The sequence below is a fragment of the Pedobacter sp. Leaf41 genome (genome assembly GCF_001422545.1).
Classification (GTDB): Bacteria; Bacteroidota; Bacteroidia; order Sphingobacteriales; family Sphingobacteriaceae; genus Pedobacter.
The window spans coordinates 1073802-1089913 of record NZ_LMLE01000001.1 but is presented as its reverse complement, the minus strand read 5'-3'; the positions used below and the strand labels follow the sequence as shown (position 1 = coordinate 1089913).

Annotated in this window: 15 protein-coding genes, 1 tRNA gene and 1 riboswitch; of the genes, 10 read left to right on the top strand and 6 right to left on the bottom strand. The window is 38.6% G+C overall.

The annotated features are described in order from the left end of the window. Positions 1-51: 51 nt before the first annotated feature. Positions 52-576: a hypothetical protein gene (locus tag ASE92_RS04640; RefSeq protein WP_056848886.1), complete on the top strand. Its 525-nt coding sequence runs from the start codon at positions 52-54 to the stop codon at positions 574-576. Positions 577-614: 38 nt separating this feature from the next. On the opposite strand, the gene ASE92_RS04635 is transcribed toward ASE92_RS04640, so the two are convergent. The 3 genes from ASE92_RS04635 to ASE92_RS04625 form a co-directional block, all read right to left on the bottom strand. Then, on the bottom strand, positions 615-1010 hold the full coding sequence (locus ASE92_RS04635) for a hypothetical protein (RefSeq protein WP_056848885.1): 396 nt from the start codon (positions 1008-1010) through the stop codon (positions 615-617). An 84-nt stretch (positions 1011-1094) separates the two neighbouring features. Next, on the bottom strand, positions 1095-1685 hold the full coding sequence (locus ASE92_RS04630; RefSeq protein WP_056848884.1) for a Crp/Fnr family transcriptional regulator: 591 nt from the start codon (positions 1683-1685) through the stop codon (positions 1095-1097). A gap of 6 nt (positions 1686-1691) precedes the next feature. After that, positions 1692-2678, bottom strand: coding sequence for a D-alanine--D-alanine ligase (locus ASE92_RS04625; RefSeq protein ID WP_056849285.1), 987 nt, complete (start codon positions 2676-2678; stop codon positions 1692-1694). Positions 2679-2891: 213 nt separating this feature from the next. Here ASE92_RS04625 and ASE92_RS04620 point away from each other — a divergent pair, with 213 nt between their 5' ends. The 5 genes from ASE92_RS04620 to ASE92_RS04600 all read left to right on the top strand — a co-directional run bounded on the left by ASE92_RS04620 (position 2892) and on the right by ASE92_RS04600 (position 6310). Continuing rightward, positions 2892-3662, top strand: coding sequence for a PASTA domain-containing protein (locus tag ASE92_RS04620; protein ID WP_056848883.1), 771 nt, complete (start codon positions 2892-2894; stop codon positions 3660-3662). 6 nt (positions 3663-3668) lie between these two features. Beyond that, on the top strand, positions 3669-4724 hold the full coding sequence (mltG, locus tag ASE92_RS04615; RefSeq protein ID WP_056848882.1) for an endolytic transglycosylase MltG: 1056 nt from the start codon (positions 3669-3671) through the stop codon (positions 4722-4724). Continuing rightward, entirely contained in the window at positions 4724-5131 is a 408-nt protein-coding gene (locus ASE92_RS04610; protein ID WP_056848881.1) for a thioesterase family protein, read from the top strand. Before mltG ends, ASE92_RS04610 begins: the two co-directional genes overlap by 1 nt. Before the next feature lie 9 nt (positions 5132-5140). Beyond that, complete coding sequence (locus ASE92_RS04605) at positions 5141-6130, top strand: YihY/virulence factor BrkB family protein (RefSeq protein WP_056848880.1); 990 nt, start codon at positions 5141-5143, stop codon at positions 6128-6130. Positions 6131-6225: 95 nt separating this feature from the next. Continuing rightward, a tRNA-Ser gene (locus tag ASE92_RS04600) sits at positions 6226-6310 on the top strand. A 142-nt stretch (positions 6311-6452) separates the two neighbouring features. Here the strand turns inward: ASE92_RS04600 and ASE92_RS04595 are convergent. Continuing rightward, on the bottom strand, positions 6453-7760 hold the full coding sequence (locus ASE92_RS04595) for a peroxiredoxin (RefSeq protein WP_056848879.1): 1308 nt from the start codon (positions 7758-7760) through the stop codon (positions 6453-6455). Between the two features lie 92 nt (positions 7761-7852). After that, positions 7853-7953, top strand: a riboswitch (SAM riboswitch). A gap of 342 nt (positions 7954-8295) precedes the next feature. Here ASE92_RS04595 and ASE92_RS04590 point away from each other — a divergent pair. Together ASE92_RS04590 and ASE92_RS04585 are read left to right on the top strand one after the other, a co-directional pair. Continuing rightward, positions 8296-11469: a SusC/RagA family TonB-linked outer membrane protein gene (locus ASE92_RS04590; protein ID WP_056848878.1), complete on the top strand. Its 3174-nt coding sequence runs from the start codon at positions 8296-8298 to the stop codon at positions 11467-11469. 10 nt (positions 11470-11479) lie between these two features. Continuing rightward, positions 11480-12913 carry a SusD/RagB family nutrient-binding outer membrane lipoprotein gene (locus ASE92_RS04585; protein ID WP_056848877.1) on the top strand — a complete coding sequence of 478 codons (1434 nt, stop codon included), beginning with the start codon at positions 11480-11482 and terminating at the stop codon, positions 12911-12913. Positions 12914-13039: 126 nt separating this feature from the next. Here ASE92_RS04585 and ASE92_RS04580 read toward each other — a convergent pair whose 3' ends face one another. Both ASE92_RS04580 and ASE92_RS04575 read right to left on the bottom strand, forming a co-directional pair. Beyond that, positions 13040-13837 (bottom strand): sterol desaturase family protein, encoded by a 798-nt coding sequence (locus ASE92_RS04580; protein WP_056848876.1) that lies wholly within the window; start codon positions 13835-13837, stop codon positions 13040-13042. Between the two features lie 228 nt (positions 13838-14065). After that, entirely contained in the window at positions 14066-14530 is a 465-nt protein-coding gene (locus ASE92_RS04575; RefSeq protein WP_056848875.1) for a Crp/Fnr family transcriptional regulator, read from the bottom strand. Between the two features lie 293 nt (positions 14531-14823). Here ASE92_RS04575 and ASE92_RS04570 point away from each other — a divergent pair, with 293 nt between their 5' ends. Then, complete coding sequence (locus ASE92_RS04570) at positions 14824-15219, top strand: LytTR family DNA-binding domain-containing protein (RefSeq protein WP_056848874.1); 396 nt, start codon at positions 14824-14826, stop codon at positions 15217-15219. A 252-nt stretch (positions 15220-15471) separates the two neighbouring features. Then, positions 15472-16086 (top strand): RNA polymerase sigma-70 factor, encoded by a 615-nt coding sequence (locus ASE92_RS04565; protein WP_056848873.1) that lies wholly within the window; start codon positions 15472-15474, stop codon positions 16084-16086. Positions 16087-16112: the final 26 nt, after the last annotated feature.

Genomic DNA, 16112 nt, shown 5'->3' with positions numbered 1-16112 from the left:
TAGTTTTCAGATATTTAGTATATTTAAATACCTAAACTAGATTAATTTTTTATGAAAAAAATCTCATCTCTATTGTTAATGGCTTTATTTTTTGCAGCATGCCAAAATAAAGACGTAAAAACTACTGAAGCTGACTCAGCAGACACTACGAAATATCCTTATACCTTTAAAAAACAACAAGGCTGGGAAATGAATAAAGACAGTAAAAATGGCGTCATTGCCCTTAGTACGATTAAATCTTTTGAAAATATGGATACTACTGCGATGGGAAAACTGCTTGCAGATAGTGTTTGGTTTAATTTGGATGGATACAAATTTAAAGGAACTAAAACACAGTTTTTAAATCAAATCCAAGGAGAATTTGCCAAAATGAGCAGCTTCAAAATTGAGATGGAGGATATGGCATCTGTAATTAATAAAGATAAGACAGAAGAATGGGTGAGCTTATGGTATAAACAAGTAACTGCCACAAAAGATGGGAAAATCGATACCATTCAATTGTATAATGATTTCAAAATCAAAGATGGGAAGGTACAAGGTTTATCAGAATATGTGCAACACCCCATGAAAATGTAACAAAAAAAGCTCCAAAAAATTGGAGCTTTTTTTAATGATTATTTATTTCCACTTCCGGGAACATAATGCAAACCGGGTGTTAAGTAGTGTAGTAAAATGACTCTTGAATACCTGTAGTTTATAGGAGAGCATAAAAATACGCCAAATAAAATTACGCCAACATAATACCAGAGGTTTTCATAAATAAGTTCTAGACCCAAAACATAGGCAGCAACTCCAATAGTAATAATCTCAGCAACATTCATAGCGTAGCTCACAAACATTGCAACATAAAAAAAACCAGGCTCCCGCTCAAATTTTAAGTTACAAACCGGGCAGTTGATATTTGTTTTCTGCAACTTAAACGAGTAAGCACTTCCGGTAAATATATCACCTTTTCGGCAACGCGGGCATTTACAATTTATAAATGCTTGAAATTTAGAGAACTCTGCCATATTTAATATTATTGATGTGCAAATTTACATTTTAATAAATATGCAAATTATGATCTACATCATGTTTCGAAATAGATTGCAAACCTATTTTTTATTAGGGCGAATGATCTTTCCCCGGTTAACTTCAATTAATCCTTTATCAGACAAAATTTTGATTTCTCTTATAACCGTTTCTACCCTCAAGCCAGTCATATCGGCTAGATCTTGTCTGGTTACTTTCAAACTATCACCAACTTCAATATCGTTTAGAAGATAATTTATGATGGTTAATAACCGGTGTTCTGCTTTTTCATTGGCCAGTTCTTCCAGCATCATTGATTTGTAAAACAACCTGTTGCTTAGCGTTTGAATAAGATTGATACTGAAACCTGGTGTCGTTTCAATTAAGTCGAAAAATTGCTTTCTTCCAACCTGAATAATCTCCGATTCTTTATTTGCAATGGTGTAAGCTAAATACTTCCTATTTATGATTAGAGCAGGTTCACCAAAGTATTGTCCCATTTTAAAAATCCCCTGAATAAATTCTTTCCCATCTTCGCTTACTGTGACCATCCTAACTTCGCCAGATTTGATAAAATAGACATATCGTGGCACCATTCCTGGTTCATAAATAAGCGTATCTTTCGGATAGACCTTTATCGCATAACCGTGGTCAATAAGTTGTTGAATATCCATGAAGCACTAACCCAATGTTTCTTTCATTAAATTAGTGTAAAACTGCTTTAGCGTTATGCCCATGGCAGCAACCTGTTGCGGAATAAAACTGGTAGCTGTTTGTCCTGGAATGGTGTTTATTTCAATAAAATAAAAATTTCCTGTTTCGTTTTCCAAAAAATAATCGATCCGCACTACTCCCCTACAATTTAATTTTGAATAAACGCTTTTTACGATTTGATGAACTCGATCATATTCCTCCTCATTCATATTTCCTGGCGTGATTTCCTGAGTTGCGCCTGGCGTGTATTTAGCTTCAAAATCAAAAAATTCGTTTGCTGGAATCACTTCCGTAGTAGGTAAAACAGTGATTTCGCCTTTAGCGCTATACACGCCGATAGAAAATTCCCTACCACTCACAAATTCTTCTATTAGTACTTGTGTATCTTCAGCAAATGCTTTTTCAAGCGCCATTTCCAGATCATCAGCATGTTTTACCTTGCTCATTCCGATACTACTTCCACCACTGTTTGGTTTTACAAAATAAGGCAACCTTAAGTCTTCCTTAATTTGTTTGATATTATAATTGCCATTCTTAAAAATCTGAATAGATTTTGCAGTATATAACTGACTAATACCCTGCACAATCGCTTTAGTATAACCTTTATTCATCGTTATTGATGAAGTTAAGGCATCGCAAGTGGTGTAAGGTATTCCCAACATATCGAAATATCCCTGCAGTTTCCCGTCCTCGCCCGGCGATCCATGTATGGCAATGAATATGCCGTCAAATTTAATTTTACGACCCTCTAATGTTAGAGAGAAATCATTTTTATCAATATCTATTTTAACAGAATCTGCAGGCTCGTAAAACCATCCTTTATCATTTAACATTATTTTATAAACATCATACAAATCGGTATCGATATTTTGAGCAATAGTTGCTGCACTTTTTACAGAAACAACCCATTCGCCTGTGGTACCGCCTGTTAATAACGCAATAGTTTTCTTCATCTTTAAAATGCTTATTTGTAAATAGAATTTGATCGTAATTATATCATCAAAAATATAAATATCTTTGCGCATTGTTTAATTTTGATCCAGAGAATTGATAATTGATGGTATTATATTTGCTCAAAGCAATGAACCCAATTGTTCGCAAAATGCTTTCAAAAATTAAATTAACTACATTTGAGTTTATACGCTTAAAACCAGAATTAAAGATTCATGTCTAAATTTATAGATTATTTAAAAACCAAAAGCTTTAGAAACAATATTTTAGCTGCCGTTATCACAGTGGTTTTACTACTACTTATCGCTTTTTTCAGTTTAAGGTATTATACCAAACACGGTCAGGGATTAAATGTACCGATGGTTAAGGGATTATCATTTGATCAAGCGGTAAAAAAACTGGAAGATGTAGGTTTGAAATACGAGGTAGATTCTGTTTTTATCCTGGACCAGCCTGCCGGGATTGTAATTGACCAGGACCCTGACCCCAACACCTTTGTTAAGGACAACAGAACAATTTATTTGACTATAAACGCAGGTAAAACGCCTAACACTAAATTTCCTGATATTGCTTTTAAAACACTCAGAGAAGCACAGGCTATTATTGAAAGTTCCAGATTAAAACTTGGTGATACTACTTACAAACCGGACGTGAGTAAAGATGTTGTTTTAGAAGCTTCGTTCGGTGGCTCTGCCATTGCAGCCGGCGACATTATCCCAGTAGGATCGAGAATCAATTTGGTATTGGGAGATGGTAGAGGAAGTCAGGAAGTTGATGTGCCACAACTGGTTGGCTTAACTGTTGATGAGGCTAAGTTCAGCTTAAAAGGATCGAACCTAAGTTTGGGAGATATTATTTATGAGGGCAATATTATCGATAGTGCAAATGCAGTGATTACCAAACAAGACCCGATGCCAGCCGATTCGGTAACAAAAGTGGCTATCGGAACAAGAATTAACATTACGCTTTCGAATAAAGAACAATAAGATACAATGATCGAAGTAGAAAAAAAGAAAACGAGTACCGGTAAAAAAGCTGTTATTGCCATAGCTGTAGTTATTATTTTGATTGCAGGTTTTTTTGCCTTAAATTTTTATAGGCTTTACTTTGCCCCTAATGTAACCGAAAACCAAAAATATCTTTACATCAAAACCGGTGAAAGTTATGACGAGCTTCTATTCGAAATCAAGAAAAGAGATATCTTGAATAGCGCCTCCTCATTTGCTACTGCTGCTGGGAAGATGAATTTACCTGCCAACTTAAAACCTGGTCGCTATCGTTTGAAAAAAGGCATGACTAATAGAACGTTAATCAATTTAATTAAAGCTGGAAATCAGGAGCCTGTAAAACTGAAATTTCAAAATATTCGTAAGAAAGAGAATTTTGCCGCCTATTTAGCCAGTAATTTAGGAGCCGATTCCCTCAGTTTTATAAACGTTTTGGATTCTGCTGCATTGATCAGCAAATACGGTTTCAACAAGGATAATATCTATACCATGTTCATCCCGAATACTTATGAGATGTACTGGAATATTAAGCCTACCGATTTTTTGGAACGCATGCATAATGAATACGATAAATTCTGGACCGCAGAGCGTAAACAAAAAGCTGCAAGTTTGAACCTAAGTCCTGCGCAAGTTTATACTTTGGCTTCGATTGTAGATGCAGAAGCACTTTACGATAAAGAAATGCCCATCATTGCTGGTTTATATCTCAACCGATTAAATAAAGGGATTTTATTGCAGGCCGACCCTACTGTAATTTTTGCGAATGATGATTTTACGGTGAAACGCGTTACGGGAAAATTATTACAGGTGCAATCATTATATAACACTTATAAATATGCAGGTTTACCGCCGGGTCCAATTATGATGCCTAGTATTAATGCTATTGATGCCGTTTTAAATCGTAACGAGAACAACTACATTTATATGTGTGCAAAGGAAGATTTTTCTGGCTATCATAACTTTGCAGAAACTAAAGCACAGCATGAAATTAATGCGAAAAAATATCGTGACGCGTTAAATAAAAGAAATATCTTCAGGTAATGTTTGTACATGAAACAAAAGTAAAAGTACGTTATGCCGAAACGGATCAGATGGGAGTTGTTCATCATGCAAACTATGCTTTGTATTATGAATTAGCAAGAACTGAGTGTTTTGAAGCTTGTTCTGGCATTACCTACGAATCGATGGAGGCGGAAGGTGTAATGCTTCCTTTGTTAGAGCTTCAATCGAAGTTTTTGAAGCCCGCGTTATACAATCAGTTGCTTACCGTTAAGTGTATTGTTAAAGATTTGCCAACAGTACGTTTAAATGTAGAGTACGAAATCTATAATGAAAAGGAAGAGCTAATTAACATTGGAAAAACTGTACTTGTTTTTGTTGACAAACAAACCAGAAGACCTTGCCACCCACCCCAAAATTTTATGGACGGTGTGAAACAGTATTTTTAGAAAAAACAAATGGAATGGTTACATCGGCAATTGCTACATCTTAAAATCTATTCTACTTTTATCGAATGGACCAAAGGATGTGTATTGCCTGGATTTAGCCCACTGCCTCTCTACACCGTTGCAACATTTTTTTTTAGGGAAATTGGTAAAGATACGTTGGTGAACAAAGCTTCATCTTTGGCTTATAGTTTCATGTTGGCCATATTCCCTGGAATAATTTTCCTTTTTACGTTAATCCCTTTCATTCCAATTAAAGGTTTCCAAGACCAATTGCTAAGTTTAATTGAACTGGTTTTACCTCATAATGCTTACGATGCTTTTGAGTCTACATTGAAAGATATTGTCAAAAATCAAAATACAGGTTTGTTGTCTCTTGGATTTCTATCGGCTATATTTTTTGCCACCAATGGGGTTAAAAACTTAATGAAGGCCTTTAATAAATCCTCGCTGATTATAGAAACCCGAGGCTGGTTGAAGCAAAGATTAATAGCGTTTGTTTTAACCACAGTAATATGTTTGTCTATTATTATTTGTATCAGTGCAATGGCAATAGGCGAAGTAGCATTAAATTACATTAAAGGAGAATTACACATCAAGGATAGCCTCGCAGTTTATGCCATTCAATTTACACGATGGGCATTGTTGGCTATTTTATATTTCATCACCATTTCAATTTTGTACAGATATGGACCTTCGCATACGAAAAAGTGGAAGTTATTTAGCGCCGGCTCGTGGCTTGCAACTATTCTAGCTTTTTTAACCATTTGGGGATTCTCCTATTACATTAATCATTTTGCATCATACAACAAAGTTTACGGATCTATCGGAACCCTCATCGTGGTGATGATTTGGTTATATTTAAACTCTCTTATTTTATTAATCGGTTTTGAGTTAAATGCCAGCGTTGATGTAAGTAAACGCAGTGTTAAAATAATAAGACCTACTTTCAATCTGTTCAAAAAATCCGATCCAATTGAAGGAAATATCCAAAAAAAATAAATTTTTCTACCTCTGCGTTAAGCAATTATCAATTTAATATAAAAAAAATGCATTCTTAATTTGCAGATTTAACCGGAGTTTGTACTTTTGCCTCCGGAAAGCTGGCAGAGTGGTCGAATGCGGCAGTCTTGAAAACTGTTGACTGTAACAGGTCCGGGGGTTCGAATCCCTCGCTTTCCGCAGATTTAGTATTAAAAATTTCAAAAGCCCGCAAATCATAAGATAGCGGGCTTTTTTGTTTCTCAAAGTACTCGAAATATTTATGAAATCGAATGTTAGGAAAAGGACTTCCAAATAAACTAATTTCTTGTTAAAGCCTCTTCTACAGCAGTTTTTTCGACAACAATCCATCAATCTCGTCATTGAATGCTTTGACGAAATCAGTGTAGTATTTTCCTGTTGCTGGTCCACTATAACCTGTATGGATCTGTGCAACATTTCCATTTTTATCGATGATGATCATCGTTGGAAAAGAAAGGAAATTACTTAGTCCAGGAAGTGATTCTGCAACCTGTTTTTTATCCGGTTTGCCAGCGATTACCTGATCATATTCAATGCCGAACTTATCGCGGAATCTGCCCAATGCTTTTTTTACAAAAGCCGAATCCAGTTGCCGCTCATAATGAATGCCAATAACTTCAACGCCACGACTGCGATTTTCCTTGTACCATGGAGCGATGAATGCTGCCTCATCTACACAATTAGGGCACCAGGTTCCGGTAATCGTCAGGATCACAACTTTATTTTTAAATTTCTCATCCTTCAACGAAATCTTCTTTCCATTAACATCCGGGAGAGAAAAATCCAGCGTTTTATACCCTTCTTTTAAAAAAGTTAATTTGGTCGCATCCGGGAGGGCCGCATTTTGATTTTGAGTCCCGGTGAAGGGTGTATTTCCCCTGGCACTCACTGCTTCTCCCACAATTTTACCTTCTTTCGAAAATGTGCCTTTGTAGTAAGCAGGACTCGAACCGATGAAACCGGAAAGATAAAAATGGTTTCCATCAACACTGCCTTCAAGATAGCGGGAATCGCCGGTAATGCGGAGGAATGTACCTGTAATCTTGTTTCCGGTTTGCTTAAAAAGTCCTACCGCATTTTCATTTTTGCCATTTTGTGACTGAAAAACGATATCGTATTTTCCAGAAATATCTGCATCTGGTGCCTGACCACTGGTTGCAAACCGATATTGCTTTGCTTTACTGGCATACACAGGCAGTGGTTTTCCAGATCCATCCTGTCTCTTCAATACGCCGACAAGTGAATCTTTCTGGATTTTAAATGAAAGAACATTGTCGAACTGATCCAGGTTAATCAACAATGAATCGCCTTTCCTTTTTACAACTCCCCCGTCGAAGCGCTCATCGGCATTTAAAAAGCTGAGAAAGGGTTGGTCACCGTTTCTATTTTTGATTTCAAAGTTAAAGGGTACTTCAACACCCGATTTGAGATTAAAGACACCTCTCCAGATTCCATCTGCCTGAAAAGATTTTGGAGATTCGACACTATTGCTTTTGATTTCATTTTTTGATTGCGCTGATGCATTCTGTAGGAAAAGTCCTGCTACAACTATTAAAATATATTTTATTTTCATGGGATGTTGATCAATTAACAGCGCAAATGTAGGCATGATTAGCCTTAAGAAAAAAACATTTCAATAAAATCTATAGAATTACTAGACAATATGATTTTTCTATTATCTTTGCGCCAGTTATTTTAAAATACTTATCAAGAAAGGTGGAGGGAATGGCCCTGTGAAACCTTAGCAACCAGCCTTAGGTATGGTGCTAATTCCATCCCGGAAAGTCTGGGATAGTTAAGTCAGTTGAAGGCCAAATCATTGTTAATGAATATGAGAGCACTGCTGGTTTATAGGAGTGCTTTTTTTTATAAGCGGATTGCTACAATTGATAAGTGTTGATCTATCAGAAAAATAAAATAAATGGAAAAAACTAACGAGCAAAAATCAATTTACGCATGCATTTCAAACCTTAGTAAAAGAGACCGAATGCGAACGGGTATTTGTCCAGACTAAAGTCAGCAAATACCACAAAAACTTAAAATTTTCATTATCAGTGTGTTAAAAAATTCGTCAAAGCGGAGTGGAATAGCTTTGCCTAAATTTCGCGACATCATCCCTTAATCAATCATCAACAAGATCTATTATGTTCAACAAGATTATGTTTCCGGCAATATTATTTCTGCTATTGCTTTCCCCATTCGTACGTGCACAAAACATCTCCATATCAGGCACGGTTAAAAGTTCATCAGGAGAAACTCTGCCCGGTGTTTCCATTTTTGTAAAAGGTACCAAACAGGCAGTAACGAGTAATGGTGCCGGCAGTTTTACCATTATGGTAACTGGCAAGAGCACATTGGTATTTTCTTATATCGGCTTCGCCACTAAAGAATTGGAAGTATCTGGCGATACACAGGCGCTCAACGTGGTTTTAAATGATGCGGATAACGCTTTAGATGAAGTTGTGGTTACCGCTTTGGGCATATCGAGACAAAAAAAATCGCTGGGTTATGCCGTACAGGAGCTCAAGGGTGAAAGTTTAACAGAAGCGAGGGAAAGCAACCTGGTAAATGCGCTGGCGGGTAAGGTTGCCGGCGTAAGGGTAACCAATAGCCAGGGCGATATGGGTTCTTCACGCATAGTGATTAGAGGAGAAACTTCTATTTCCGGTAATAACCAACCACTTTTTGTTGTGGATGGTATACCTGTGGATAATTCGCAGCTCAATTCCGCTGGCGCAAGAGATTACGCAAATACAATTTCCGATATCAACCCAAATGATATAGAATCGATCAGTGTGCTTAAAGGCCCGAACGCAGCAGCGTTGTACGGCTCAAGGGCAGCGGCCGGAGTAGTGATTATCAAAACAAAATCCGGAAAATCGAAAAAGGGTTTGGGGGTTAGTTTTAACTCCAATGGGGTTATTGAAAGTTTACTTACACTGCCAAAGTACCAGGATATTTTTGGTCAGGGATCAGAAGGCAAGTTTAGCTACGTAGATGGCAAGGGTGCCGGAACGAATGACGGTGTGGATGAAAGCTGGGGCCCGAGAATGGATGGCAGGTTGATTCCCCAGTTTTTTTCAAAAGGAGTTGCTGTCCCATTCGTAGCCAATCCAGATAATGTTCGTGACTTTTTTGAAACTGGTTATTCTCTTTCCAATGGCATTGCTGTTGAAGATGCCGGAGAGAAATTTGATTACCGCTTATCCTACAACAATCTAAAACAGGTTGGTGTGGTGCCTAACTCGGGGCAGGACAAGAATTCGTTTGCCATGAACACCACTTTGAGGATTACGCCAAAGCTAACGCTAACAGCGAATGCAAATTACAGTAAACTTGGTTCTGACAACTTACCAGGAACAGGCGGTTCCAGGTCGACCAGTACCATGCTTCAGTTTACCTGGTTTGGCAGACAGGTAGACATTAATCAATTGAAAAATTACCGGGATGAAAACGGAAACACTTTCAACTGGAACAACAGTTATTACAGCAATCCATACTGGGTGGCCTATGAAAATACAGTATCACAAAACCGGAATAGGATTATCGGAAACATTGGCCTAAATTATAAAATTAATGATGGTCTTAACTTTAACTTCCGTTCGGGAACGGACTATTATAATGATCGTCGCAAAATCAGGATTGCATATGGTACCAATGGAACTCCCTTTGGTTCCTATACCGAAAGTGCTTTTACCGTGAACGAAAGCAATACCGATGCAACCTTGAACTATACCAAACAGCTCAATGATGATTTCAGTCTGGAAGCCTTATTGGGAACGAATATACGTTCAAGATATATCGAACAAAATGACCAGAGTGCACCGAGGCTTGCTGTCGCTGGATTATACACTTTGAACAATTCCAGAGATCCGCTTACCTCTTCTAATAATTACAGTAAATTGAAATCCTACAGTGCTTACGCATCGGCGCAGATTGGATTTAGGAATTACCTTTTTGTAAATGTGACGGCTCGTAACGACTGGTCATCGACATTGCCGGCCCAGAACAGATCTTATTTCTACCCTTCCTTTAACGGAAGCCTGGTGCTGACAGAGGCTTTTGATATCAAGAGCGAGGTGCTCGATTATGCCAAAATACGTGGAGGTTGGTCGAAAGTAGGTAAGGATGCTGATCCATATCGCCTGATTAACACCTATTCTTTCAATGCTCCTTTTGGAAGCAATCCTCAACTCAGCCCTTCGGCCACAGATTTGAATCCTGATCTGAAACCTGAAACCACGACTTCATCTGAATTAGGAGCAGAAGCTGTGTTGTTCAACAAGCGCCTTCGTTTTGATGTAAGTTTATACAATACCAATAGCTACGACCAGATTTTAAGTGTGGATGTGAGCCAGAGTACCGGATTCAGGTCCAAATTGTTAAATGCAGGAAAAATCAACAATAAAGGCGTGGAAGTACAATTGGGGGTTACTCCTATCAGAAAGCAGCTAACCTGGGATATTGATATGAATTATGCTGCGAACAGAAGTAAGGTTATCGAGCTGGATCAAGCGGGGCTGTTGCAAAACTATGTCGTGGCAACGAACTCTGCTCAAGTCATCGCAGCTGTCGGCCAACCTTATGGAACGCTTTTCGGTAACGCTTTTTTAAGAGATGGCGTTGGAAATATCATCGTGAATGCAACAGGAGCTCCACAGACTGATCCTACCAAAAGGGTACTGGGTAAATATACACCAGATTGGATAGGCGGCATATCCAATACCTTCACCTATAAGGGTATTAGTTTGGGCGTGTTGATTGATGCCAGCTTTGGCGGCTCAATTTACAACGGAACCTATGCAACAGGAACCTATACAGGCGTGCTTGCCTCTACCCTGCCAGGCAGAGCGGCAGAATTTGGCGGTATTTCCTATTATTACCCAGGAAATGTGAAAGCAAATGGAACAGTAAGACTAGCTGATGGTGCTACGGTGCCTGCTGGTGTAACGGTTTACGATGACGGAATGATTTTCGACGGCGTAACGGCTGATGGAAAACGCAACGAAAAAATACTTTCTGCACAAACCTATTACAAGTCGTTTCGCACCATTGATGAAGCCAATATATTTGATGCCTCTTACGTCAAACTCCGCGAAATTAAACTAAGTTATAACCTACCCTCGAAATGGATACGCCCGTTAAGTCTGCAAGGGGTATCGGTATCACTAGTGGGTAGAAACCTGGCGATACTGCACCGTAATGTAGCCGATATCGATCCGGAGGTAGCCTTTAACACCGGGAATGGCCAGGGACTTGAGAGCCTTTCCAACCCAACAACCCGCAGCTATGGCATCAACCTGAACATTAAATTTTAATCCTGTACACATGAAAAATAAATTTCTATATATCACTGCTTTCGTTTCAATTTTAGCGGCCTCCTGCGGCAAGGAACTCGACGAAGTAAACATCAATCCGAACGCTACTGAAGATGCACAGCCTGATTATCTGCTTACTGCGGCGATAAAAAACACAGCCGATGCCTATTGGGGAACAACTAACAACATGAATTCGAGTCTTCTTTTTGCGCAACACTGGGCAAAGGTCCAGTATACCGAAGAAGATCGCTTTATTTATTCGAACAGTAGTTTTATCTCTTTATGGTCTACTTTGTACTCGCAAAGTATCACCGGTTTTAACAAGATCATTGAAATTGGAAATACCACCGCCAATCCAAATTACCGGGGTGTGGCCTTAACTTTAAAATCCTGGTCATTCCTGTTGCTTACAGATGCCTATGGTGATATTCCCTACAGTCAGGCAGGAAAATTAGACGAATTCATAACACCAGCTTATGATAAACAAAGAGACGTCTATTTTGGCATCTTGGAAGATCTGAAAAATGCTAAAAATGCTCTTGATCCAGCAGGGAAAGCTATTACAGGTGACATTATCTATGGTGGAAATATTGGTAAATGGAAAAAGTTCGCTAACTCTTTACGGTTAAGAATCGCTTTGAGAATTGCAGACAGAGAACCTGCAAAGGCAAAGCAGGTATTGGATGAGATTAAGGCTGATGGCGATCAGTATATCAGTGACAATACGGATATTGCTCAACTGATTTATCAGATCTCACCACAACAGAACCCCGTAAGTGCACAATTTGATACCCGTGATGACTACCGGATTAGCAAAACAATAGTTGATAAGCTGTTTTCGCTAAATGACCCACGCCTGCCAGTTTATGCAAGCAGAACACAAACCGCTACCCCTGAAGAATATCTTGGTTTGCCCAATGGCTTAACCAATTCAGAAGCCAGTAACCTGGGCTTTGCCAGAACCTCCAAGCCAGGAACTTATTTTCTTGCGCCGCAATCCCCTGCCGTAATTTTCAGCTATGCAGAATTACTTTTCGATAGAGCCGAGGCTGCTGCAAGAGGCTTAACTACAGAAAATGCTGCAGATCTCTACAAGCAAGGCATCACAGCTTCGCTGAAACAATTTGGTGTATCGGATGCTGCAGCCAATGCTTATCTGGCGCAGCCATCAGTTCAATATGATGCTGCTAGTTATAAAAAATCAATCGGTGAGCAAAAATGGCTTGCACTATTTGGGCAGGGTTTGGAAGCCTGGGCCGAGCGTCGCAGATTGGATTACCCGCAACTTACCGCTTCGGTGAATACCGTACTGAATGGCCAGATTCCGGTACGTTTTATTTATCCCGGTACAGAGCAATCCCTAAACGGACAAAGCTATAAAAATGCGGTGGCCAGCCAGGGTGCTGACCTGCTGACCACCAAATTATGGTTTGATATTAATTAGGTCTAGCTTTATCTCAGACTAAAAAAGTAATCTTGCCCTGGAAACCCAAATGTTTCCAGGGCATTTTTGTAACAAAATATTTGACCGAGCCTTATGTTAGAGCGCCTGCTCCTATTTCTCCTTTTGCTATATCTTCAAATCTCGTTTATCAAAAGGATCCCAAGCAAAACGCTGATCTTGCAAGCGGTCATATTCCTTCACATAATCCGGATGTTCGGTGCTCATTACCCTATCCCAGAGCCTGAAATACAGTCCATAGTTTCCCTTAAATTTACTGTGGTGCAGGTTATGGTGAACTGAAGTATTTAAAACCTCAAACGCCAGGGTGAAGCGAAACCATTTAGGCATGATTTCGTAGCCGAGATGGCCGTACACATTAATGATGAAACCTGTCACAGTAAACAGCAATATTGTTAAGGGATGCATCGGCATTAGCATCACAATCAGCACCAGAACAAAGCCTTCTGTAAAGGCTTCCAATATATGAAAACTATAGGAAGTCCATGGTGACGGATTAGTACTTTTATGATGGACCAGATGGGCAAGTTTGAACAGTTTCTTATGATGTAACAGTCGGTGCATCCAGTAAAAATAAGTATCATGGATTATCAGGCTCAAAACCAAAGCAACACCGATATACCATACAGGGAAATCATCGATCTGACTATAAATTCTGGTGTACTGCTTAAGCGGGGTGAAAATTAACACCACTGCAATGATTGAAAATACAAACGTACTTTGCATGGAATGCCATACCTCACGTATGAAGTCTTTTTTTGTCGCCGACTTTTGCTGAATTTTAAACTTATTCAGTCTAGCAGGCATCATGAGATAAAAAAGCATGAAAGGAATTCCGGCAAGTACAAAATACCGGATGGCCGAAATACTAAAAATACCAACGGCGGATTCTATTATCTTTTCCATATCTATATTATTTTTTGTCTCTCAAAAGTATAGAACAGATAGATTTTGCGCCGTTAACAAAGGATAATTTAGCTGCTTAACAAAAGATAATTTATGTCATTGTTTGCCTTTTGTATACATCCTTTTTCGAATACGACTTAGAGAAACCGGAGTAATACCGAGCATTGATGCGATGTATTTATCTGGCACTCTGTTTACCAGGTCAAAACGTTCAGAAAGAAGTTCCCGCTAGCGCTCCTCAGGCGATTGCGTAACAAACGATTCCAGCATTTTTAAGGATTCCGCCAGCATTTTCATCAGAAAAAAATTACGGAGCGGTTCGTACTCCGGGTGTGTCTTCAAAATTTCCTCCAAAACATCATAGTCAATCTGTAATAACTTTACAGGTTCAAGAGCACGGTAGATAAATCTTGAATGTTGGCGATTAATAATGGTATCGTGTGAGGCAATAAACTTGCCTTCGCCGCGAAGAAGAAGAGTAGCTTCATCACCATTCTCCTTAATGATGTATACCCGAATGATGCCTTGTTCTATAAAAGCCAGTCTGCGGCTATTTTCGCCTTCACGCATATAGGCTTCATTTGTTTCCAGCGATACCACAGTGGTCATCGCAAATAAGGGCCCGGTATCCGCAGGCATAATCCCAGCTAAATCAAACAATAATTCCTGTAAGGTGTCAATTGATGTTCTCATATAATAGTGGTAATGAGCAATGGGTAAAAATAAAAATATAATAACAGCCTAGCAAAAGCTATCGTACGCTCCCGTCTTATTTTTGCAATAACTGGGAGATCTTCAATTCACTTAAACGGGAACAGCATACAAACTTAAATCCAGTACAACAAAAATCGGGGCGAAAGACATAACATCAGGCATTTTAATCTCAGTTATGGGAGAAATACGCTGCTTTATACGCATTTGTCAATACCCTACTTCACCTGGTTGTTAGCAGAAAATATTCTTTACTTAGCCGCGTTTTTCTTACGATGAAAGATGCCGGAAAACGATACAGTTGTGTAATTATTGATGATGAATTTAGTTCGATAGAGATTATAAAAGAATATATCTCCCAGATACCAAAACTTGATCTCCTTAAATTTTATCTTGACCCAGTTTCGGGTTTGAAAGCCCTACAAGGCGGACTCAAAGCTGATATCTTATTCCTTGATATCAATATGGGGATATCAGGATTGGACATTGCAAAAATGGTTCGTAATCAGGTAAAATCGATTATTATTACCAGCGGTCATATTGAAAATGCCCTGTTCGCATTTGAAGTCAATGCAGATGCTTTTTTAGTGAAACCTATTGGCTTTAAAAGATTTCTTAACACGGTAAATCAGCAGATCGTAAAGAATGTTTCTGATTCAATCAACAGATGAGGGTAGGCTTTCGCCTGGCTAGAGAAATCTAACTATAAAGCTCTTCTCGAAAGAAGTTGTTGAAACAATTGGTAAACCTGATAAATTATTTAACGGTAATTTACCCTATTCAATTTCTCAGCAGATAATTACTTCTTAGTTCGTTTCTTCTAAAATAATTTATTTTCTGTTGGAATAAGTATATCTTGAAACATCGGTGTCTTTATTACAAAGTGCCTAGTAAAACATACTACAACAAGAGATTGCCTGTTAATGTCAGAAAAAGAAGTTAAGATTTTATCGCTATTTGAAAACATTGAGCAGGGTAGCAAAGCTGCTTTCGATGAGCTTTTCATGCTATATCACCATAAGCTACTGTCTTTGGCAAAACAATATATTAAAAATAAGGAAGGCGCTGAAGAAATCACATCTGAACTCTTTGTGAAACTATGGCTCAAACGGCACAATCTCTCTCAGGTGATCAATCCAGAAGTATATTTGTTCATTTCAATAAAGAATGCCTGTCTCAATCTAATTAGATCCGAAAAAAAGAGAAATTCAATATTCAGCCTCTCTCCTCCTATAGAAGAACCCACGAATCAAGAAAATTCGGGTATGGCTGATCAGGAGTTATACAATTTCCTCGATGAAGCAGTGGCTGGGCTTCCAGAACAGCGAAGAATTATTTTTATTCTTATTAAAGAAGATGGATTAAAGACCAAGGCTGTAGCAGAAATTATGGGGATTTCGGTGAGGACGGTTGAAAACCAGCTATACAAAGCTGTCAAATCTTTGGCTGATACGCTGAGTCTATATTTAGGTTATCACCCTCAAAATAGGAAAAAGCCTAGCGTGGCTTCTCAATGGCTTCTTTCCTTTTTTTTCTAACCGTAGTGAGTAGTTTTCAAATTGAA